General features: G+C 66.1%; 23 protein-coding genes and 2 tRNA genes. 13 read left to right on the plus strand and 12 right to left on the minus strand.

All coding sequences use genetic code 11. The features are described from left to right. The first annotated feature begins 2 nt into the window (after positions 1-2). From ABNQ38_RS15920 to ABNQ38_RS15940, 5 genes are all read left to right on the plus strand, one after another. Positions 3-1,022, plus strand: a complete 1,020-nt coding sequence (locus ABNQ38_RS15920) for an amino acid ABC transporter substrate-binding protein (protein ID WP_377809249.1) — start codon at positions 3-5, stop codon at positions 1,020-1,022. A 215-nt stretch (positions 1,023-1,237) separates the two neighbouring features. Beyond that, positions 1,238-2,437: an amino acid ABC transporter permease gene (locus ABNQ38_RS15925; protein ID WP_377809250.1), complete on the plus strand. Its 1,200-nt coding sequence runs from the start codon at positions 1,238-1,240 to the stop codon at positions 2,435-2,437. Between the two features lie 5 nt (positions 2,438-2,442). Continuing rightward, positions 2,443-3,549, plus strand: coding sequence for an amino acid ABC transporter permease (locus ABNQ38_RS15930; RefSeq protein ID WP_109047536.1), 1,107 nt, complete (start codon positions 2,443-2,445; stop codon positions 3,547-3,549). A gap of 42 nt (positions 3,550-3,591) precedes the next feature. Next, the gene (locus ABNQ38_RS15935; RefSeq protein WP_376959759.1) at positions 3,592-4,365 is read left to right on the plus strand and encodes an amino acid ABC transporter ATP-binding protein; all 774 of its coding nucleotides are present in this window, start codon (positions 3,592-3,594) and stop codon (positions 4,363-4,365) included. A gap of 162 nt (positions 4,366-4,527) precedes the next feature. Next, on the plus strand, positions 4,528-5,613 hold the full coding sequence (locus ABNQ38_RS15940; RefSeq protein WP_377809251.1) for a pyridoxal phosphate-dependent aminotransferase: 1,086 nt from the start codon (positions 4,528-4,530) through the stop codon (positions 5,611-5,613). Positions 5,614-5,939: 326 nt separating this feature from the next. On the opposite strand, the gene ABNQ38_RS15945 is transcribed toward ABNQ38_RS15940, so the two are convergent. From ABNQ38_RS15945 to ABNQ38_RS15980, 8 genes are all read right to left on the minus strand, one after another. Continuing rightward, positions 5,940-6,182 (minus strand): hypothetical protein, encoded by a 243-nt coding sequence (locus tag ABNQ38_RS15945; RefSeq protein ID WP_246307237.1) that lies wholly within the window; start codon positions 6,180-6,182, stop codon positions 5,940-5,942. Positions 6,183-6,328: 146 nt separating this feature from the next. Then, a complete protein-coding gene (locus ABNQ38_RS15950; RefSeq protein ID WP_377809252.1) occupies positions 6,329-6,946 on the minus strand; it encodes a GNAT family N-acetyltransferase in 618 nt (205 codons plus the stop codon). Continuing rightward, entirely contained in the window at positions 6,922-7,356 is a 435-nt protein-coding gene (locus ABNQ38_RS15955; protein ID WP_377809253.1) for a GNAT family acetyltransferase, read from the minus strand. Before ABNQ38_RS15955 ends, ABNQ38_RS15950 begins: the two co-directional genes overlap by 25 nt. Beyond that, positions 7,353-8,240, minus strand: a complete 888-nt coding sequence (locus tag ABNQ38_RS15960; RefSeq protein ID WP_377809254.1) for a sulfurtransferase — start codon at positions 8,238-8,240, stop codon at positions 7,353-7,355. The genes ABNQ38_RS15955 and ABNQ38_RS15960 overlap by 4 nt, the downstream gene beginning before the upstream one ends. Positions 8,241-8,293: 53 nt before the next feature. After that, the gene (locus tag ABNQ38_RS15965) at positions 8,294-9,001 is read right to left on the minus strand and encodes an alanyl-tRNA editing protein (protein ID WP_377809255.1); all 708 of its coding nucleotides are present in this window, start codon (positions 8,999-9,001) and stop codon (positions 8,294-8,296) included. Between the two features lie 17 nt (positions 9,002-9,018). Beyond that, positions 9,019-10,020: a cysteine synthase A gene (locus ABNQ38_RS15970; protein WP_377809256.1), complete on the minus strand. Its 1,002-nt coding sequence runs from the start codon at positions 10,018-10,020 to the stop codon at positions 9,019-9,021. 154 nt (positions 10,021-10,174) lie between these two features. Next, a complete protein-coding gene (locus tag ABNQ38_RS15975) occupies positions 10,175-10,786 on the minus strand; it encodes an NUDIX domain-containing protein (RefSeq protein WP_376959431.1) in 612 nt (203 codons plus the stop codon). 98 nt (positions 10,787-10,884) lie between these two features. Beyond that, positions 10,885-11,913, minus strand: coding sequence for a S1C family serine protease (locus ABNQ38_RS15980; RefSeq protein ID WP_377809257.1), 1,029 nt, complete (start codon positions 11,911-11,913; stop codon positions 10,885-10,887). A 227-nt stretch (positions 11,914-12,140) separates the two neighbouring features. On the opposite strand from ABNQ38_RS15980, the gene ABNQ38_RS15985 reads away from it, so the two are divergent. Both ABNQ38_RS15985 and ABNQ38_RS15990 read left to right on the plus strand, forming a co-directional pair. Continuing rightward, positions 12,141-12,320 carry a hypothetical protein gene (locus tag ABNQ38_RS15985; RefSeq protein ID WP_098739756.1) on the plus strand — a complete coding sequence of 60 codons (180 nt, stop codon included), beginning with the start codon at positions 12,141-12,143 and terminating at the stop codon, positions 12,318-12,320. A 69-nt stretch (positions 12,321-12,389) separates the two neighbouring features. Beyond that, positions 12,390-12,632, plus strand: coding sequence for a hypothetical protein (locus tag ABNQ38_RS15990; protein WP_109048993.1), 243 nt, complete (start codon positions 12,390-12,392; stop codon positions 12,630-12,632). A gap of 35 nt (positions 12,633-12,667) precedes the next feature. Here the strand turns inward: ABNQ38_RS15990 and ABNQ38_RS15995 are convergent, their stop codons facing one another. From ABNQ38_RS15995 to ABNQ38_RS16005, 3 genes are all read right to left on the minus strand, one after another. Next, positions 12,668-12,919: a hypothetical protein gene (locus ABNQ38_RS15995; RefSeq protein WP_377809258.1), complete on the minus strand. Its 252-nt coding sequence runs from the start codon at positions 12,917-12,919 to the stop codon at positions 12,668-12,670. Between the two features lie 263 nt (positions 12,920-13,182). After that, positions 13,183-13,258 (minus strand) — tRNA-Asn (locus ABNQ38_RS16000). A gap of 219 nt (positions 13,259-13,477) precedes the next feature. After that, positions 13,478-13,551: transfer RNA gene (locus ABNQ38_RS16005), tRNA-Cys, on the minus strand. An 87-nt stretch (positions 13,552-13,638) separates the two neighbouring features. Between ABNQ38_RS16005 and ABNQ38_RS16010 the strand changes: the two genes are divergently transcribed. The 6 genes from ABNQ38_RS16010 (at position 13,639) to ABNQ38_RS16035 (ending at position 19,843) form a co-directional block, all read left to right on the plus strand. Next, on the plus strand, positions 13,639-13,860 hold the full coding sequence (locus ABNQ38_RS16010) for a hypothetical protein (protein WP_377809259.1): 222 nt from the start codon (positions 13,639-13,641) through the stop codon (positions 13,858-13,860). Then, complete coding sequence (locus ABNQ38_RS16015; RefSeq protein WP_377809260.1) at positions 13,857-14,513, plus strand: protein-L-isoaspartate O-methyltransferase; 657 nt, start codon at positions 13,857-13,859, stop codon at positions 14,511-14,513. The genes ABNQ38_RS16010 and ABNQ38_RS16015 overlap by 4 nt, the downstream gene beginning before the upstream one ends. 102 nt (positions 14,514-14,615) lie before the next feature. Continuing rightward, positions 14,616-14,942, plus strand: a complete 327-nt coding sequence (locus ABNQ38_RS16020; RefSeq protein WP_098739752.1) for a rhodanese-like domain-containing protein — start codon at positions 14,616-14,618, stop codon at positions 14,940-14,942. A gap of 2 nt (positions 14,943-14,944) precedes the next feature. After that, positions 14,945-16,348: a TolC family outer membrane protein gene (locus tag ABNQ38_RS16025; protein ID WP_098739751.1), complete on the plus strand. Its 1,404-nt coding sequence runs from the start codon at positions 14,945-14,947 to the stop codon at positions 16,346-16,348. Positions 16,349-16,444: 96 nt separating this feature from the next. Then, the gene (locus tag ABNQ38_RS16030) at positions 16,445-17,128 is read left to right on the plus strand and encodes a DUF2497 domain-containing protein (protein WP_377809261.1); all 684 of its coding nucleotides are present in this window, start codon (positions 16,445-16,447) and stop codon (positions 17,126-17,128) included. 66 nt (positions 17,129-17,194) lie between these two features. Continuing rightward, positions 17,195-19,843, plus strand: a complete 2,649-nt coding sequence (locus tag ABNQ38_RS16035; protein WP_377809262.1) for a valine--tRNA ligase — start codon at positions 17,195-17,197, stop codon at positions 19,841-19,843. Between the two features lie 47 nt (positions 19,844-19,890). Here ABNQ38_RS16035 and ABNQ38_RS16040 read toward each other — a convergent pair whose 3' ends face one another. Further along, complete coding sequence (locus tag ABNQ38_RS16040) at positions 19,891-20,034, minus strand: aa3-type cytochrome c oxidase subunit IV (protein ID WP_109051686.1); 144 nt, start codon at positions 20,032-20,034, stop codon at positions 19,891-19,893. Positions 20,035-20,121 lie beyond the last annotated feature (87 nt).

Raw genomic sequence — 20,121 nt, forward strand, 5'->3', positions numbered from 1 at the left:
ATATGAAGTCAGGGTTCCTGGCCGCCGCCGCAGCGGCCGTGGTCGTTTCCGCCAGCGCCGTCGCCGGCGCTGCCACGCTGGACACCGTCAAGCAGCGCGGCTTCGTGCAGTGCGGCGTGAACGCCGGCCTTCCGGGCTTCGGCAACCCCGACAGCGCCGGCAACTGGACCGGCCTGGACGTCGATTACTGCCGTGCCGTCGCCGTCGCCATCTTCGGCGATGCCAACAAGGTCAAGTTCACCCCGCTGTCCGCCCAGCAGCGTTTCCCCGCCATCCAGTCGGGCGAAGTCGACCTGCTGTCGCGCAACACCACCGCCACGCTGACCCGCGACACCTCGGTCGGCCTGAACTTCGCCCCCGTCACCTATTACGACGGCCAGGGCTTCATGGTTCCGAAGAAGCTGGGCGTGAAGAGCGCCAAGGAGCTGAACGGCGCCACCGTCTGCGTCCAGTCTGGCACCACGACCGAACTGAACCTCGCGGACTATTTCCGCGCCAACAACATGACCTACAACCCGGTCGTCATCGAGTCGAACGACGAGGTTAACGCCGCCTACTTCGCCGGCCGTTGCGACGTGCTGACGACCGACGTGTCCGGTCTGGCCGGTACCCGTGCCGGTGTCGCCCCGGTTCCCGACGACCACGTCATCCTGCCGGAAGTCATCTCCAAGGAGCCGCTGGCCCCGGCCGTGCGCCATGGCGACGACCAGTGGTTCGACATCGTGAAATGGACGATCTTCGCCACCATCCAGGCGGAAGAGTTCGGCATTACCTCCAAGAATGCCGACGAGTTCACCAACTCGAAGAACCCGGACATCCAGCGCTTCCTCGGCACCTCGCCGGGCATGGGCAAGGCCCTGGGCCTGGACGAGAAGTGGGCCTACAACGTCGTGAAGAAGGTCGGCAACTATGCCGAGATCTTCGACCGCAACGTCGGCCCGGGCACCCCGCTGAAGCTGGAGCGCGGCCTGAACGCGCTGTGGACCAAGGGCGGCCTGATGTACGCGCAGCCGTTCCGGTAAGGCACGTCACCGTCTGAAGGCCGCCCGCAGCCCGTTGCCGGGGGCGGCCTTCCGGTTCTTTTGGGAGCGGTCGCGAAGGGCGCCAGCGAAGCGCCTGCGCAGGGGGCCGCATTTGGGAGACATGTCGCATTCCCTACGGTGTGGGAAATGCCCGGAAGAACGTCCGGGACCGCGTGGGCACCGTATGGAGCGCGATGGTTGGGGGAGAGTAGTCCGTGGCGACCGAGACCCGGACCACCCAAGGCGCTCCGCCGCCGGGTGGCGTATCGTTTTCCCTCAGCGACCCGACGTTCCGCGCCATCGTCTACCAGATTCTGGTGGTAGGCGCGGTCGTCCTGGTCGGCTGGTTTCTGATTTCAAACACGCTCGACAACCTCGCGCGGCGCTCGATCGCGACCGGGTACCATTTCCTGGAGCGTGAAGCGGCCTTCGGCATCGGCGAGTCGCTGATCGACTATTCGCCGAAGGACACCTATGGCCGGGCCTTCCTGGTCGGCGTGCTGAACACGCTGAAGGTGTCGATCATCGGCGTCATCCTGGCGACGATCATCGGCACGCTCATCGGCGTCGCCCGCCTGTCCAGCAACTGGCTGATCGCCAAGCTGGCCTCGACCTATGTCGAGATCATCCGCAACATCCCGCCGCTGCTGCAGCTGTTCTTCTGGTACGCGCTGGTGTCCGACGGATTGCCGCCGGTGCGCCAGGCGCTGAACCCGATCCCGGGCGTCTTCCTGTCGCAGCGCGGCCTGCGCGTGCCGGTGCCCGCGCCCGACCCGGTCTGGACCAACATGGGCATCGCCCTGCTGGTCGGCATCGTCGCCGCCTGGGGCGTGTCGCGCTGGGCCAAGGCACGGCAGGCCCGCACCGGGCAGCCGTTCCCCGCTGGTTGGACCGGGCTCGGCCTCATCGTCGGCCTGCCCATCCTGACCTGGCTTGCCGGCGGCGCGCCGCTCGCGATGGACGTGCCGAAGCTGACCGGCTTCAACTTCACCGGCGGCGGCTCCATCTCGCCCGAATTCTTCGCCATCCTGACCGGACTGACGCTCTACACCGCAGCCTTCATCGCCGAGGTGGTGCGCAGCGGCATCAAGGCGGTCAATTGGGGCCAGACCGAGGCGGCCCGTGCACTCGGCCTGCCGGGCAGCCCGACGCTGCGTCTGGTGATCCTGCCCCAGGCGCTGCGGGTGATCGTGCCGCCGCTGACCAGCCAGTATCTCAACCTGACGAAGAACAGCTCGCTGGCGCTGGCCATCGGCTATCCCGATCTGGTGTCCATCGCCAACACGACGCTGAACCAGACCGGCCAAGCGATCGAAGGCGTGACGATGATCATGGGCACCTATCTGGTCATCAGCCTCAGCATCTCGATCTTCATGAACTGGTACAACAAGCGCATCGCGCTGGTGGAGCGGTAACGGCCATGACCGACAACGTGCAAAGCGTCGGCCTGCCGGACGAACGTCCGCCGGCCAACACCGTCGGCCCGATTGCCTGGCTGCGCAACAACCTGTTCAACAGCTGGTACAACGCCATCCTGACCATTCTGGTTCTGGGGCTGCTGGCGTCGGCGATTCCGCCCTTCATGAACTGGCTGCTGTTCCGCGCCCACGGCTTCGACGCGACCTCAACCGTCTGCCGGCAGGATGCCGGCGGCGCCTGCTGGGGCTTCATCAGCGAGAAGCTGCGCTTCATCATGTTCGGCATGTTCCCGTGGGAACAGCAGTGGCGGCCGCTGGTGACCATCGCCGTCTTCATCGCCCTGCTGGTCGCCAGCTGCGACCGCCGTTTCTGGAAGCCGTGGTTCGGGCTGGTCTGGGCCGCCGGGCTGGCGCTGGTGGCGGTCCTGATGTGGGGCGGCGTCTTCGGCCTGACCTATGTCGAGAACACGCTGTGGGGCGGCCTGCCGCTGACCATCATCCTGTCGGTGATCGGTCTGGCCGTGGCCTTCCCGGTGTCGATCCTGCTGGCGCTGGGCCGCCGGTCGAACATGCCGGCGGTCAAGGTGCTGTGCGTCACCTACATCGAACTGATCCGCGGCGTGCCGCTGATCAGCCTGCTGTTCATGGCGTCGGTGATGCTGCCGCTGTTCCTGCCGAACGGCGTGTCCATCGACAAGCTGCTGCGCGCGCAGATCGCCTTCATCATGTTCGCCGCCGCCTATATGGCGGAAGCGATCCGTGGCGGCCTGCAGGCGATCCCTAAGGGCCAGTATGAGGCGGCGGACGGGTTGGGGCTCAGCTATTGGCAGAAGATGCGCAAGATCATCCTGCCGCAGGCGCTGGCCGTCGCCATCCCTCCGCTGGTGAACACCTTCATCAGCTTCTTCAAGGACACCTCGCTGGTCATCATCATCGGCCTGTACGATCTGCTCGGCACGGCGAAGGCCGCGCTGTCCGATCCGTCCTGGCGCGGTTTCTACCGCGAGGCCTATCTGTTCATCGGCGTGATCTACTGGATCTTCTGCTTCAGCATGTCGAAGTACAGCCAGAAGCTCGAACGCGATCTCAATCGCGGCCACCGCCGCTGATCCTCGCCGTCAAGGGAGACACGAGAACCCATGTCCCAGGCCATGTCCCAGGCAGCCAAGCCGAAGCACGCCCTCAGCGGCGAGGAAATCATCCGCTGCACGGGCGTCAACAAGTGGTACGGCGAGTTCCACGTCCTGAAGAACATCAACCTCAGCGTCCAGAAGGGCGAGCGCATCGTCGTCTGCGGCCCGTCCGGGTCGGGCAAATCGACGATGATCCGCTGCCTGAACCGGCTTGAGGAGCATCAGAAGGGCACCATCGTCATCGATGGGATCGAACTGACCAACAACCTCAAGAACATCGAGCTGGTCCGCCGCGAAGTCGGCATGGTGTTCCAGCATTTCAACCTGTTCCCGCACCTGACCGTGCTGGAAAACTGCACGCTGGCCCCCATCTGGGTCCGCAAGATGCCGAAGGCGGAAGCGGAAGAGCGGGCGATGAGCTACCTGAAGCGGGTGCGCATCGCCGAACAGGCCAAGAAATATCCCGGCCAGCTGTCGGGCGGCCAGCAGCAGCGCGTCGCCATCGCGCGGTCGCTGTGCATGAGCCCGAAGGTGATGCTGTTCGACGAGCCCACCTCCGCGCTGGACCCCGAAATGGTCAAGGAGGTGCTGGACGTCATGATCGGGTTGGCCGAGGACGGCATGACCATGCTGTGCGTGACGCACGAGATGGGCTTCGCCAAGTCGGTCGCCGACCGCGTGATCTTCATGGACCGCGGCGAGATCGTCGAGCAGGACACGCCGGATGCATTCTTCTCCAATCCGAAATCGGACCGCACGCGCCTCTTCCTCAGCCAAATTCTAAACCACTGAGACGGTCGGCAGGCCGGCGGTTCCGTTCGGCCTGCCATCCGGAAACAAAACACCTCGACTTAGGGTGCGCGGCGCAATGTCCTGTGGCGTCGCGCACCGGTTTGCGGTTCAATCGGTCGCCTGACGTGCTGTTCGACCGATCCGCTACCGGAGACCGAGGTTATGGACCTGCTCAGCCCCCGTCCCAGCGTTGGCCAGATCAAGCCGTACCGTCCCGCTCGCCCTCCACGCGACGGCCGCCGGTGGATCGACCTGTCGCTGACCCACAATCCGCTCGGCCCGAGCCCGCTGGCGTTGGACGCCTATTGCGAGGCGGCGACCCGCATCCACTGCTATCCCGACTGGGACCAGGAACCGCTGCGCCACGCCATCGCGCGCCGCCATTCCATCGACTTCGATCACATCGTCTGCACTGCCGGGTCGGAAGAGATGATCCATCTGGTCGCGCAGGCCTTCGCCGGGCCCGGCGACGAGGTGCTGTGCCACGAACGGGGCTATCGCGGCTTCCTCAAGGCGATCCGCGCCGCCGGCGCCACCGCGGTCGTCGCAGCGGAACGGGACATGGTGGTGGATGTCGAGGCGCTGATCGACCGCGCCAGCGAGCGCACCAGAATCTGCTTCCTCGCCAACCCGAACAACCCGACCGGCACCTACATCCCGGCCGACGCGGTGCAGCGGCTGCGCGCCGGGTTGCCGCCGCACACGCTGCTGGTTCTGGATTCGGCCTATGCCGATTACTGCCGCCTGCCGGATTACAGCGACGGGACGGAGATCGTCGAGAATTGCGACAACGTCATGCTGATCCGCACCTTCTCCAAGATGCATGGCTTGGCGGGCTTGCGGGTCGGTTGGGGCTATGGTCCGGCGACTGTGATCGAGGCGGTGAACGCCATCCGCGGCACCTTCAACGTCTCGCTGCCCGCCCAGTTGACCGCTGCCGCCGCGCTGACCGACGCCGGGCATGAGGAGGCGACCTTCGCCCACAATGCGCAATGGCTGCCCTGGCTGTCGCGCGAACTGGAACGTGTCGGGCTGCGCGTCTATCCCAGCGTCTGCAACTTCGTGCTGGCGCGTGTGCCGACCGATCCGTCGCTGGGCACCCAGGCGGTCATCGACCATCTCGCCCACCGCGGCATCCTGGTAAAGGCGGTGACCGAATATGGTCTGTCGGACTGCCTGCGCATCACCGTCGGCCGCGAGGAGGAGAACAAGGCGCTGGTGGTGGCGCTGGCGGAGATTCTCGGCTGAGAACAGCGGTGGGACAATGCGGGTGGCTTGCCGGGAATTTAAGTGCTTTTGATTCAGATCAACGAACGGACTATGCGTTTCGACATAAAGTCCGTCTCGTCTCTAAACCTCCCTGTATCACTGAGCCGGAGCGTCCGCATGGATGGCTCCGGCTTTTTCTTTTCCGGACGGAAGTTTCAGCAAAGGTCGGGGAAAGTGCCGGTCCGTTGACATGCATCAACGCAGGACGGGGTGATCGGGCGTAGACCTATGACTGTCTCTAACCCTCCCTGTTTCACAGGAGGCTCCGGCTCCGGTTCCGGTGCCTCCTGTTTTTTTGTCCGGATTCAGGAGGGCGGACGCGAGCGGTTCCAGCGCATGACCAGCCCGATCAGCGACAGCGGCACCACCACGACCGCGCCGATCAGGATGTAGGGCAGGGCCCAGCTCCCGGCTTCGATGACCAGTGCCGCGATGTCCTGCACCGTCTGCCAGCTGTTCGTCAGGATGCTGGCCGGATCGATGCGCAGGAACGACAGCACGAAGCCGACGATAAAGCACAACACCAGCGTCCGAATGATCCAACCCATCAAGGCCCCACCTCACGCTCGTAATGGCGGAGCTTCCGCCTGTCTGAAGGAACGCGCCGGTCCGCAACAGGGTTCCGGCGTTCCGCGGTAGATGGGGCGCGGTGGTCGGAATGGTCAAGGGGGGAGGTGGGTCGGCTTCCCCAGCCTTATCCCGCCAGCGGAATATGATTCCCCGAGCTGCGCGGCAGCGCACCGTCCAGCCGCGGGTCGCGGACCTCGCGGGCGACATGGCGGGTTGGGACGAAACCCATGCTCTGGTAGAGCGGCAGGGCCTTGGGATGGTCGAAAGTGCAGGTGTTGACGACCAGCTTCGACGCACCGCCGTCCCAGGCCTTGCGGATGATGGTATCGAGCAGCCAGGGGCCCAGCTTGTGGCCGATGAAGTCGGGCATCAGGCCGAAATAGGCGAGGTCGGTCTCCTGCGTCCGCCGGTCCAGCTCGCCGTAACCGGCGGGCGTGCCGTCGACATACAGCACCCACACCTCCACCCGCGGGTCGAGGATCGAGCGCTCCAGCTCCTTGCGCGGCATGCGGCGGCGTTCGTGCCACAGCCAGGGCTCGCCCACCGTGTCGTAGAGATAGCGGTAGAAGGACCAGCTCGGCGGATTGGACCGCACCAGCGTGAGGTTTCCGGCCGGCCGGCGCACCGGCGCATGGGCCGGCGGCGCCGTCATCTCCAGATAGGTGACGATCACCGGCAGATGGCCCGGCCGGCTGGCGGCGTGCACGGCGGGGCGGGTCAGGGAAAAGGGTTGGTCAGCCATTTCTGCATCATCGTAACGGGCGATCTGGCATATCCCAACCTCTCATAGAAGGCCAGCACCCGTTGGTTGGTCTCGCGGACGAGCAGCTGGACCTTGGGCATGCCGGCCGCGGCCAGCCAACCCTCCGCCTCCGCCACCATCCGGCGGCCGAGGCCCCGGCCTTGCAAGGCCGGATCGACGGCCACGTAATAGATCCAGCCGCGATGTCCGTCCTGCCCGACCATGGCGGTGGCGACGACCCGCCCGTCCTCGATGGCGGCCAGCACCGTCGAACTGCTCTTCGACAGTGCCAGCGCGAAATCGGCCGCCGGGTCGTTCCATGGCACCACGAGCCCGCAGGCTGTCCACAGCGCGACGACGGCGTCGCAATCCTCCGCTGCGCAGGACCTGACAGTGAGGGGGGCGCTCACGGCTGCCGCGGCCCCGTCTCCAGCGGCAGATCCTCGCGCAGGCCCCATTCGGCCCAGGAGCCGTCATAGATCGCCACGTCCGGCTTGCCGGCGGTGGCGAGGCCCAACGCGATGACGCAGGCGGTGATGCCGCTGCCGCAGGAGGCAACCACCGGACGGTCGAGGTCCAGCCCCGCCGCACGCGCCCTCTGCACGATGATGTCCGGCGGCAGCAGGGTCTTGCTGTTAGCGTCGATCAGGTCGGTGTGGGGCAGGTTGAAGCTGCTGGGAATGCGGCCGCTGCGCCGGCCGGGCCAGGGTTCGGCCACTGCACCTTCGAATCGTGGCTGGGCACGGGCGTCGGTGACCTGATCGGCCTGTGCGTCGATGTTGGCGAGGACCTGATCGGCGCTGCGAAGCAGGTCTGCCCGCTTGCGCGCCGTGAAGACCGCCGGCTGGACCGCAGCGGCTTCGCCCCATTCGGTCGGGCGGCCTTCCGCCAGCCATCTCGGCAGGCCGCCGTCCAGAACCGCCACCCGGTCGAAACCGAACAGGCGGAACAGCCACCAGACACGCGCCGCCGCGGTCGCCATGCCAGCGCTGTCGTAGACGACGACGGTGTCGCCGTCGCCGATGCCCAGCGCGCCGATTTTCGCGGCGAAGGTTTCTTCGTCCGGGACCATGTGGGGCAGAGGGGCGGTGTTCGGCGCCGCCACCTCGTCGACGTCGCACAGGCGCGCGCCGGGGATGTGGGACGCCGCGAACTCCGCCCGGATATCGCGCTTCAGGGCCGGCATGTGCCAGGATCCGTCGAGGATTTTCAGCCCCGTCCGGCCGAGATTGCGGGCCAGCCAGTCGGTGGAGACGACGGGGCCGGCCAGCGCTTCAACAATGCTGTCGCTCATGCTGCGCGTCCTTGAGAATAGGGGCTGTCGGGCAACGGATCGGCGAAACGGCTTCAGTCCTTCAGCGCGATGACGACGCGCCGGTTCTGCTTGCCCTTGTTTTCGATCTTCGTCACCTCGATTCCGCCGATCTCGCCGGTGCGGGCGACATGGGTGCCGCCGCAGGGCTGCAAATCGACCCCCTCCACATCCAGCAGGCGCACCCGGCCGCTGCCGGTCGGCGGCTTGACCGACATGGTGCGCACCAGTTCCGGCTGCGTCGCCATCTCATCGTCGGTGATCCAGCGGGTGCCGACGGGAGTGTCGGCAGCGATCAGCCGGTTCACCGCCTCGGCGATGGAGTCCTTGTCCAGCGATTCGGCGGGGACGTTGAAGTCCAACCGGCTCTTGTCCGCGCCGATCTGCCCGCCGGTGACCGACCCCGGCACCACCGCGCACAACAAATGCAGCGCGGTGTGCATGCGCATGTGGCGATGGCGGCGGTCCCAATCGATCTCCGCCTCCACCGCGGTGCCGGGGCTGGGCAGTTCCTGTCCGTCTTCCGGCACATGGATGACATCGTCGGGGCCGCCGTCGCCCTTCACCGTGTCCTTGATGCGGACTTCGAAACCATCGAAGCGCAGGACGCCGGTATCGCCCGGCTGGCCGCCGCCGGTCGGATAGAAGACGGTGCGGTCGAGCCGGATGCCACGCTCGTCCACCGTCGTAACGGTGGCGACGCAGTTGCGGGCGTAGGCGTCCTCACGGAAAAGCGCGTCCATATCCCCCTCGAAGAGAGTCAGGCCAGCCAGTCTGGCACAGGAAGATTCTTCTCACGGAGGAAGTCAGGATTGAAGAGCTTCGATTGGTAACGCTGCCCCCCATCGCACAGGATGGTCACCACCGTGTGGCCGGGGCCGAGGTCACGCGCCACCCGCATGGCCGCGGCGATGTTGATGCCGCTCGATCCGCCCAGCACCAGACCCTGGGTCTTGATCAGGTCGAAGACGATCGGCAGCGCCTCTTCATCGGGAATCTGCACGGCGTCGTCGATTGGCGCGTCTTCCAGGTTGGCGGTGATGCGGCCCTGGCCGATGCCTTCGGTGATGGAACTGCCTTCCGACTTCAGCTCACCGCTGGTGTAGTAGCTGAAAAGGGCGGCGCCCATCGGGTCGGCCAGCGTGATGCGGATGTTCGGATTCCGCTCCTTCAGGGCCAGCGCGATGCCAGCCAGCGTGCCGCCGCTGCCCACCGCACAGGTGAAGGCGTCGAGTTTGCCGCCGGTCTGGTCCCAGATTTCCGGCCCGGTGGTGGTGCGGTGGCCGTCGCGGTTGGCGGTGTTGTCGAACTGGTTGGCCCAGACGACGCCGTTCGGCTCGGTCTTCGCCAGTTCCTCGGCCAGACGGCCGGAATAGCGGACGTAATTGTCCGGGTTGGAATAGGGGACTGCCGGGACCAGCCGCAGGTCGGCGCCGACCAGGCGCAGCATGTCCTTCTTTTCCTGGCTCTGCGTTTCCGGCATCACGATGACGGTGCGATAGCCGAGCGCATTGCCGACCAGAGCCAGCCCGATGCCGGTGTTGCCCGCCGTGCCCTCGACGATGGTGCCGCCGGGGCGCAGCAGCCCGCGCTCTTCCGCGTCGCGGACGATGGCGAGAGCGGCACGGTCCTTCACCGACCCGCCGGGGTTCAGAAACTCCGCCTTGCCCAGGATTTCGCAACCCGTCGCCTTCGATGGCCCTTCCAGGCGAATCAGCGGCGTGTTGCCGATGGCGCCGATGAAGCCGTTGCGGATGTCCAAGGCGGGTACTCCCAAAGTCGGATGTGGATTGCTGGCGATACTATCAGGGCGCAGGGCTGCGGTTTCAAGGTAGGGAGTGTGAAATGCTGCATTGAACGCGAATCAAGCGTGAAATAAGCGGTGGAGCCTGGGAGCCGGACCCCCCCCCCGCACCTTACCCCTGACCCAGCCAGCGCTTGCGCAGGGACTCGCGGTGGCGGGCCAGCCAGCCGATGGCGATGATGGCGACGGAGTTGCGCAGGCGGTTCTCGTCCATCATGCCGATCGCCTCGTCGGCCGGCAGGGCCATGATGCGGATGTCCTCATGTTCCTCCTCCAGGCCGCCGGTCGCGGCGAGGTTGCGGCTGTCGACCCGGCCGCAGAAAACGGTGACGACTTCGGTGAAGGCGCCCGGACTGACGTAATAATCGCAGATCTGCTCGATCTCCTGGATGGCGCAGCCGGCCTCCTCCATCGATTCTCGGCGCGCAACCTCCTCCGGGCTCTCGCCTTCGCCGACCATGCCGGCGACGATCTCGGTCATCCAGGCCGGGCCGCCGGCTGCCGCAGAGCCGACGCGGAACTGCTCGATCATCACCACGGTGTCGAGATCGGGATCGTAGAGCAGGACGCCCACCGCGGCGCCACGATCGCACACCTCGCGCGGCGGCAGCACGTCGGTCCAGGTGCCGTCGAACTTCTTGTGGCGCAGGCGGTAGACGTCGATGGTCAGAAAGCCCTTGTAGGGGGTCTTCTTGTCGAGAATCTCGATGTCGGGATGGTTCATGATGGGCGCGGGTCCATGGATGGCTGTTTCCCACAGGGTGCTATGCCGGCGCGCCGTTCACAAGCGCCCGGGAAGGTAACCGGCTGTTGGGGCAGGCATCACAGCGTCGGGTTCAGCCTTAGGAACCGCACGCGGTCGGCCGAGGTCACAGGAACCGGGGTCAAGGTGGAACCGCGCATCACCTCGAGCGGAACGACGATGCCGGCCGGTCCCAGCCCCCAGAGCTTGCGGTAGAAATCCGCCAGTCCATTGAAGCGCTGCCCGCCGACGCCGACGATCCAATCGCCGGGGCGCAGGCCGGCCGACTCGGCTGGGCTGCGTGGCGACACCTTTTCCACCAGCAGCCGCCCCATCTCTTCGCGCAGGGTGACGCCCAGCCAGGGACGGGCCGGTTCCTGCCGTCGCCCGTAAGCCAGAAGGTCGGCCAAAATCGGCTCAAGCGCCGAAACGGGGACGAACATGTTGCCGGGCAGGCCGCGCCCCTCCACCGCCTCCGCCACAAGCAGCGATCCGATGCCGACCAGCCGGCCCTCGCGGTTGACCAGGGCGGCGCCGTTGAAGGCGCGGATCGGCGGGAAGGTGAACAGCGCCTCGTCCAGCAGATATTCCCAATAGCCGGCGAACTCCCGCTTGCCGACCACCTTCACGGCGGTGGCTCCGCGATTGCCGCCGCCGCTGAGCGCCAGCAGGGTGTCGCCCTCCTTCACGGCGCCTGGACCGGCCAGCCGCAGCCAGGGGGCTGAAAACCCCATCTCCGCCCGCAGCAGCCCGAAGCCGCTGACGGCGTCATAGGCCACCATGTTGGCGGGATAGCTGCGTCCGTCGGCGGCAATGACCTGAATCTGCGACGCTTCCATCACCGTATAGCCGATGGTGAGGATCAGGCCGGAACCGTCGATGACGACCCCGCTGCCCTCGCGGTCGGTGCCCAGGGTGCGGGCGCTCTGGCTGTCCGCCGGCACAGTGGCGGTGATGCCGACGACGGAACGGACGACACGCTCCGGGTCGAACTGCGCAGACTCCGCCGCTTCGGCCGGGACAACGCCGGGGACGGCCAATTGCAGGCCGATCAGGAAAAGGACGGCCGCCACCAGACGCGGCATAACCGGTGTTGAGACGACCCGCATGACGCCGCACTCCCGCGCAAGGCAGGGCCAAGGGTACCCCCGGCGACGCGCGGCCCTGTCCGTCGCGACTCGGGTGACACAAGCATGACATTGCGTTCGAGTCGCGGCTCATCAAGCCGTCATCGCGCGGTCGTCCACCACAAGCGCGACCATGGTGATGGAAACATACCGCCGTCAGCCGCTGTTGTCTTGTCCGGGTCCCGCAATCAAAGGGGAAAGGTGACAGCATGCCCATCGAAAGCGAACAGGAACTGGAACAGGCCGTCCAGGAGTTCCAGCGCCTGAGCGACGCACCGGAGGGGTCCGAGGAGGGACGCCGCCGCAGCGTTCTGGACGCGGACATCAAGTCGTACTACGCCAGATGCGCAGACACGATGCGGCCTGCCAAACCGCCCTCCACCGGTTGACGGAGGGAGAAGCGGGTCCGCGTGGCCGACCGACATAACGCCGGCCATCATTAAGGAGAGCGGTCCGCGATGAAGCGACTCGACACCTGCTACACCTGCCGCTTCTGGGAGGGGCAGGGGCTCCGCCAGCGCGGGCCGAAGGGAACCTGCCGGCGCTATCCGCCGGTGGTGACCCCGCGAAGCCCGGAAGGCGATTTCCCAATTACCCTGTCCACCGACTGGTGTGGGGAATGGAAGCGGGTGGCGGTCGCCGCGGTGGGCGGCGACCCATCGGATTCCGACGACAGCATCTATGACGATCTGGTGGAGTAAGGCGCCTCGACGACCGGTGCCTTGCTCCCGACCGTTCAGCGCGGGTGGGGCGGGATCACCAGAACCGGGGTGTTCTCGTAGGCCTGCGGACTGCGGTCGGCGACAGGTCCGGTCCAATCGGCGCTGAAAGCCAGCAGGGCGACCAGCACGGCCGCCAGGAACAGCAGCATTGCCGTGACGCAGTCAACCGTCCGGACCGGACGCTCGTCAGATTCGGACGAGCGGTTGCCGGTGCTGCCGACCGGCGGTGCGGTGCGGAAATGTTCGGATTGGAATGGCAGAAGCACGGCGGTCCTCCATCGGCTGGAGACGCCCGGCCCAAGGCTCGGCCCGGATTATTATCAAGTCTAACCCCGCACAGACGTGCGCGGCATTTCGCTTCCGGCAAAGCAGGATCGTCTTTTGGGACTAGTTCATGCCGTGGTGGGCCACCGTCAGTCCTAGCCCAACTGCTTTAAACCGAATTCGGTTACTTAAGCGCCACAGTCAAGCAGCAAGAGTGCAGAAAGACAAAAAGGCCGGATGCGTTCGGCATCCGGCCTTTTCGATCTGGCTCCCGGTGCTGGACTCGAACCAGCGACAAGCGGATTAACAGTCCGCTGCTCTACCAACTGAGCTAACCGGGATCGGTGACTGACCTTTCGGCCGTCGCCGTTGTTGGCGTGGCGGGTGTATAGCCGAACCATTCGGCCCTGCCAAGCCAATTCCGACAGAAAAATGAATTTTCTTTCGACGGCGGGCGAGGGGCATTCTGTGAATGAAAACAAGGCCCAAACGCGAAAAGCCCCGCTGGGGGCGGGGCTGCGTTCAGTCTAATTGACCATCATCTATACTGCTGTCAGGTATGGAGGCACGGGCGGGAATCGAACCCACGTACACGGATTTGCAGTCCGCTGCATCACCACTCTGCCACCGCGCCATCCTGACCGGCACCGGCGCGCCGTTTCCGGTGCGCCCTCGGTGTGGAGCGGTGGTATAGCGGCCTGGAACGGAGCGGTCAAGGCGAATGGTGACGATTTTCGAACATCGACGATCGAACCGGCATGGCCGCTCTTTGCCGACGACTCCGCCGGCCGTTTTCCCGACCTTCGGCAAAGCCCGCCCGCATATCGCTCGTGACGTTGTGTTCGCCAAGCCTTTGCGGCTATATACCGCCATGGCAGGAAGCCGTTCGCTGTTCGGCTTGGTGCCGGTGTCGTCACAACACATCAATAAGCGACCGCCATGACCGATTTCGCCGCCGCACGCTATTTCATGGTCGAGGGACAGATCCGCCCCAACAAGGTGACGGATCAACGTCTCGTCGATGTCCTGTCGGAGCTTCCGCGCGAAGCCTTCGTTCCTTCGTCGGCGCGCGGCGTCGCTTATGTCGACGACGATCTCCCCATCGGCAAGGGCCGCTTCCTGCTGGAACCGATGGTCTTCGCCCGTATGCTGCAGGCTGCTGCCGTGCAGGAAACCGACCGCGTGCTCGACGTCGGGGCCGCCGGCGGTTACTCCACCGCGGTGCTGGGGCGGCTCGCCTCGTCGGTTGTCGGCCTGGATTGCGACGAAGAACTGACCGCCGCCGCGGCCGCGGCGCTGGCCGGGCAGGGGATCGCCAACGCCAAGACTGTCACCGGTCCGCTGGCGGAGGGGTACGCCCAAAACGCCCCTTATGATGTGATCGTCGTCGAAGGTACCGTTCCGGAGGTGCCGGCTTCGCTGACCGGCCAGCTGGCGGAAGGCGGTCGTCTGGTCGCCATCGTCCAGGGCAAGGGCAGCGTCGGCGAGGTCCGGCTGTTCCAGCGCACCGCCGGCGTGGTGTCCAGCCGCACCCTGTTCGAGGCACAGCCGCACGCGCTGCCGGGCTTCGAAAAGAAGGCCTCCTTCGTGTTCTGACCGGATTCGCCGGTTGGACTGGTCTTGAACTGAACCGTGCAGTTTACCTCTGCGCGGTTCTGCGCTACCGTCGCCGTCGCCCTTGCACGAAAGTGAGCAACCATGGCCGCACCGTTTGAGATCGAGGTGGAAGAACTGGACCGCCGCCGCAAGGCCGGCGACGAACCGGTCGTCCTCGACGTGCGCGAACCGTGGGAGTTTGCGCTGTGCGCCATCGACGGCAGCCTGCACATCCCGATGAACGGGCTTCCCGGTCGGGTGGAGGAGCTGCCGAAGGACCGCGATGTCGTCGTCGTGTGTCACCACGGTGGCCGCAGCGCGCAGGTCACCATGTGGCTGCGTTCCAAGGGCTTCGACCGCGCCATCAACCTGGATGGCGGTGTCGATGCCTGGGCGCGCCGAATCGACCCGAACATGAAGGTCTACTGAACATGACCGTGCGAAGCCGTTTTGCGCGCCGCTGGCTGCTGGCGACGGCCCTGACCCTGACCGCCACGATGGGCACAGCAGTGACCGGCGGTGGTACGGCCCAGGCCCAGTCCCTCGAACAGGCCCTCGCCCAGGCCTATGCCAACAACCCGACGATCGGCGCCCAGCGCGCCCGCCTGCGTGCCGTCGACGAAGGCGTGCCCCAGGCGCTGTCCGGCTACCGTCCGACGGCCCGCGTGACCGCCGGCATCTCCCGCTCGACAAGCGAGAGCAAGTTCGACGGCGGTTCGACCGGCTCGGAAGCCAACGCCAAGAGCGTCGGCGTCACCGCCACGCAGCCGATCTACGACGCCACCGTCGCCCCGGCCGTCCGCCGCGCCGAGCGGCTGGTCGAGGCGCAGCGCGCCACCCTGATCGCCTCGGAACAGTCGGTCCTGCTGGCCGCCGCCCAGGCCTATCTGGACATCGTCCAGAACCAGGCCATCCTGCAGCTGCAAACCAACAATGAGCAGGTGCTGCGCCGCCAGCTGGACGCCGCCCGTGACCGCTTCCGCGTCGGCGAATACACCCGCACCGACGTCAGCCAGTCCGAGTCGCGCCTGTCGGCCGCCATCGCCTCCAAGATTTCCGCCGAAGGCACGCTGCGCGCCTCCCGCGCCACCTACGAGCGTCTGGTCGGCGCCGCTCCCGGCGAGCTGAAGGCGCCGAAGCCGGCCTTCCGCCTGCCGAAGAACCTGGACGAACTGGTCGAGCTGGCCCGCGCCAACAACCCGAACGTCCTGTCCGCCTCCTACACCGAGGCGGCGCAGCGCGAGGCGGTGGACCAGCAGTACGGCCGCCTGCTGCCGTCGGTGAACCTCTCGGCCAGCGGCACCCGCACCTACGATCCGGGCCGTTCGTCCGGTATCGATCTGAACCGCTCCGACAGTGCGCAGGTTACCGCCCAGGTGACCATCCCGCTCTATCAGGCCGGCCAGCCGGAAGCTCTGGTCCGCGAGGCCAAGCAGACCGCCAACCAGGCCCGCCTGCAGATCGAGGAGTCCCGCCGTCAGGTGACCGAATCGGCGGTCAGCGCCTGGCAGGCCCTGCAAACGGCCCGCGCCAGCATCGAGTCCTACTCGGCGCAGATCAAGGCGGCCCAGATCGCTCTGGAAGGCGTCCGTCAGGAGGCGCAGGTCGGCTCGCGCACCGTGCTCGACGTGCTGAACCAGGAACAGGAACTGCTGAACGCCCGCGTCTTCCTCGTCCGTGCCCAGCACGACGAAATGGTCGCGGCCTTCAATGTACTGGCGTCCAGCGGACAGTTGACGGCCGATCGGCTGAACCTGCCGGTCCAGAAATACGACCCGACCGCGAATTACGACAAGACGCGGGGCAAGTGGTTCGGAACTTCGGTGACCGAATGAACGAAGCGGCCCGCGAAAGCGGGCCGTTTTTGTATTATGGCTTTTTTGCCAGCCCTGCCCTAGGTTTGGGGCAGGTTGACGTCTCGGGTTGCCAAGATGAGCGATAAGGGCCAGCAAGAACCTTCGATGGAGGAAATCCTCGCCTCCATCCGGCGGATCATTTCCGAGGACGGCGAGCCTGCCAAATCGGAAACCCAGGCGCCTTCGCCGCCTCCACCTCCGCCGCCCCCTCCGCCGCCGCCCCCGCCACCCCCGATGGTGGAGGAGGACGACGACGTTCTGGAACTGACCCAGATGGTGGAGGATGAACCGGACGAGCGGCCCGACTTCGGCCAGCCCGATCCCGACCCCTGGCCGGAGGAGCCGTCCTTTCCGGAGCCGTCGCCGCCCCCGCCGCGCTGGGACGAGCCGGAACCGGAACCGATGCCGCCGCCGCGTCCGGCCGCCCGGCGGCCGATGCCGGCCTTCGACGATTTCGAGGATGACGAGCCGCCGCCCCCGCCGCGTCCGCGCCGCCGCGCGGTCGATCCGGATGCCGGGCTGATCTCCCGCCGGACGGCGGAGGATGCCTCGCACCACCTGACCCATCTGGCGCGCGAGCTGGGCGACGACCTGTCCATCGGCCCGATGCCCATCGGCATCCGCACGGTGGAAGAGGTCGTGCGCGAACTGCTGAAGCCGCTGTTGAAGGAATGGCTGGACGAGAATCTGCCGACGGTGGTCGAGCGGCTGGTCCAGCAGGAGATCGACCGCATGATCCGGCGGTCGCAGAAATTCTGATCCAGCCTTTTCGATCCCTGCCCGTTTGAGCCCCGATTAAGACGTTTCTAGCGAAAGTTCGTGGTGATGTTGGAAAAGACGTACCGGCCCGCCGAGGTCGAGGAGAAGCACTACCGCCTGTGGGAAGAGTCGGGCGCCTTTGCCGCCCAGCCGCAGGGGAACGGCAATCCCTACACCATCATGATGCCGCCGCCGAACGTCACCGGCAGCCTGCACATGGGCCATGCGCTGACCTTCACCATCCAGGACGTGCTGACCCGCTATAACCGCATGCGCGGCCGCGACGCCCTGTGGCAGCCCGGCACCGACCATGCCGGCATCGCCACCCAGATGGTGGTGGAGCGCAATCTGGCGAAGGACGGCAAGACCCGCCACGATTTCGGCCGCGACGCCTTCATCGACAAGGTGTGGGAGTGGAAGGCCGAATCGGGCGGCACCATCACCCGCCAGCTGCGCCGCCTGGGCGCTTCGCCCGACTGGCCGCGCGAACGCTTCACCATGGACGAGGGGCTGAGCCGCGCCGTCCGCAAGGTGTTCGTCGAACTGCACCGCCAGGGGCTGATCTACAAGGACAAGCGGCTGGTCAACTGGGACCCGAAGCTGCACACCGCGATCTCCGACCTCGAGGTCGAGCAGAAGGAGATCAAGGGCAACCTCTGGCACTTCCGCTACCCCATCGACGGAGAAGAGGGGCGCTTTATCGTGGTCGCCACCACCCGTCCGGAAACCATGCTGGGCGACACCGGCGTGGCGGTGCATCCGGAGGATGAGCGCTACAAGGACCTGATCGGCAAGATGGTCCGCCTGCCGCTGGTCGGCCGCCTGATCCCCATCGTCGGCGACGAATATGCCGATCCGGAGACCGGTTCGGGTGCGGTGAAGATCACGCCGGCCCACGACTTCAACGACTTCGAGGTCGGGAAGCGCTGCGGGCTCGAGCAGATCAACATCATGGATCGCGATGCCCGGCTGAACGACAATGTACCCGAGGCCTACCGCGGGCTGGATCGCTACGAGGCGCGCAAGAAAATCGTCGCCGAGTTGGAGGCGCTTGAGCTTCTGGAGAAGATCGAGCCGCACACCCACATGGTCCCGCACGGCGACCGCTCCGGCGTCGCCATCGAGCCGTGGCTGACCGACCAGTGGTATGTCGATGCCGCGACGCTGGCGAAGCCCGCCATCGAGGCGGTGGAGACCGGCAAGACGGTGTTCGTGCCCAAGCAGTGGGAGAACACCTATTTCGAATGGATGCGCAACATCCAGCCCTGGTGCATCAGCCGCCAGATCTGGTGGGGCCATCAGATCCCGGCCTGGTACGGTCCGGACGGCACCTTCTTCGTCGAGGAGACCGAGGAGGAGGCGCGCGCCGCCGCGAAGGTGCATTACGGCAGCGATGTCGAGCTGACGCGCGATGCCGATGTGCTCGACACTTGGTTCTCGTCGGCGCTGTGGCCCTTCTCGACGCTCGGCTGGCCGGATCAGACGCCGGAGCTGGACCGCTACTACCCGACCGACGTGCTGGTGACCGGCTTCGACATCATCTTCTTCTGGGTCGCCCGGATGATGATGATGGGCCTGCATTTCATGAAGGACGTGCCCTTCCGCACTGTCTACATCCACGCCCTTGTCCGCGACGAGAAGGGCCAGAAGATGTCGAAGTCGAAGGGCAACGTCATCGACCCGCTGGAGATCATCGACCAGTACGGCACCGATGCGCTGCGCTTCACCCTGTCGGCGATGGCCGCGCAGGGCCGCGACATCAAGCTGGCGGTGAACCGGGTCGAGGGCTACCGCAACTTCGCCACCAAGCTGTGGAACGCCGCCCGCTACTGCCAGATGAACGGCTGCGATCCGGTCGCCGGCTACAAGCCGGTCGGGCTGACCCAGACGGTCAACCGCTGGATCGTCGGCGCGCTGGCCGATGCGGCGAAGAAGGTCGCCGAGTCGATCGACGCCTACAAGTTCAACGAGGCCGCCGGTGCCGCCTACCAATTCACCTGGGGCACCTTCTGCGACTGGTACATGGAGTTCACCAAGCCGATCCTCGCCGGCACCGACGAGGCGGCGAAGGCGGAAACGCGGGCGACCACCGCCTGGGTGCTCGACCAGATCCTGCACATCCTGCATCCGCTGATGCCCTTCATCACGGAAGAGTTGTGGGAGCAGCTGTCGCCGGCCCGTGCCAACCGGCTGATCTCGGCTGAATGGCCGGAGTTCGCCGCCGACAGCGTCGATCCGGCGTCGCGCGACGAGATGGATTGGGTCGTGCGTCTGATCAGCTCGGTCCGCTCCATGCGGTCGGAGATGAACGTCCCGCCAGCGGCGCAGATCGAGCTGAAGCTGAAGGAGCCGAACGCGGTCAGCCTGAAGCGGCTGGACACCCACCGCGACCTGATCCTGCGCATGGCGCGCCTGTCCAGCGTCGAGCCGCTCCAGGGCGATGTGCCGAAGAGCAGCGTCCAGGCGGTGCTGGACGAGACGACGCTGGTTCTGCCGCTGGAAGGCATCGTCGATCTCGACAAGGAGAAGGCGCGCCTGTCTAAGGAGATCGACAAGCTGACCGGCGAGATCAAGAAGATCGACGCCAAGCTGTCGAACGAGCAGTTCGTCGCCAAGGCTCCGGAAGAGGTGATCGAGGAGCAGCGCGACCGCCGCGAGGCCGCCGATCAGGCCCGCGACAAGCTGCAGAAGGCGCTGGAGATGCTGGCCGGGTGATGTGTGGGGAAGGGGGCTTCGTTAGATGCCCCCTTCCCATCCGTCCGCTACAGCGTGAAGATCGCCAGCAGCACGAGCACGGCGATGACCCCGGCGATGCTGAGCTTCATGAATTTGGTGAAGGCGATCCAAGTCGCCTGATGCGAGCGGACGGTCTCTGCACTGACCGGGTTCGGACTCACGGCCGCCATATCGATCAATCCTCCAACAGTTTCTTTTGCCCGCAAATTTTGACGCGGGCGCGCAGAAACGCAACAGATTCCGAGTGGAACCGTCAC

It is taken from the genome of Azospirillum sp. A29 (assembly GCF_042604625.1).
Classification (GTDB): Bacteria; Pseudomonadota; Alphaproteobacteria; order Azospirillales; family Azospirillaceae; genus Azospirillum; species Azospirillum palustre.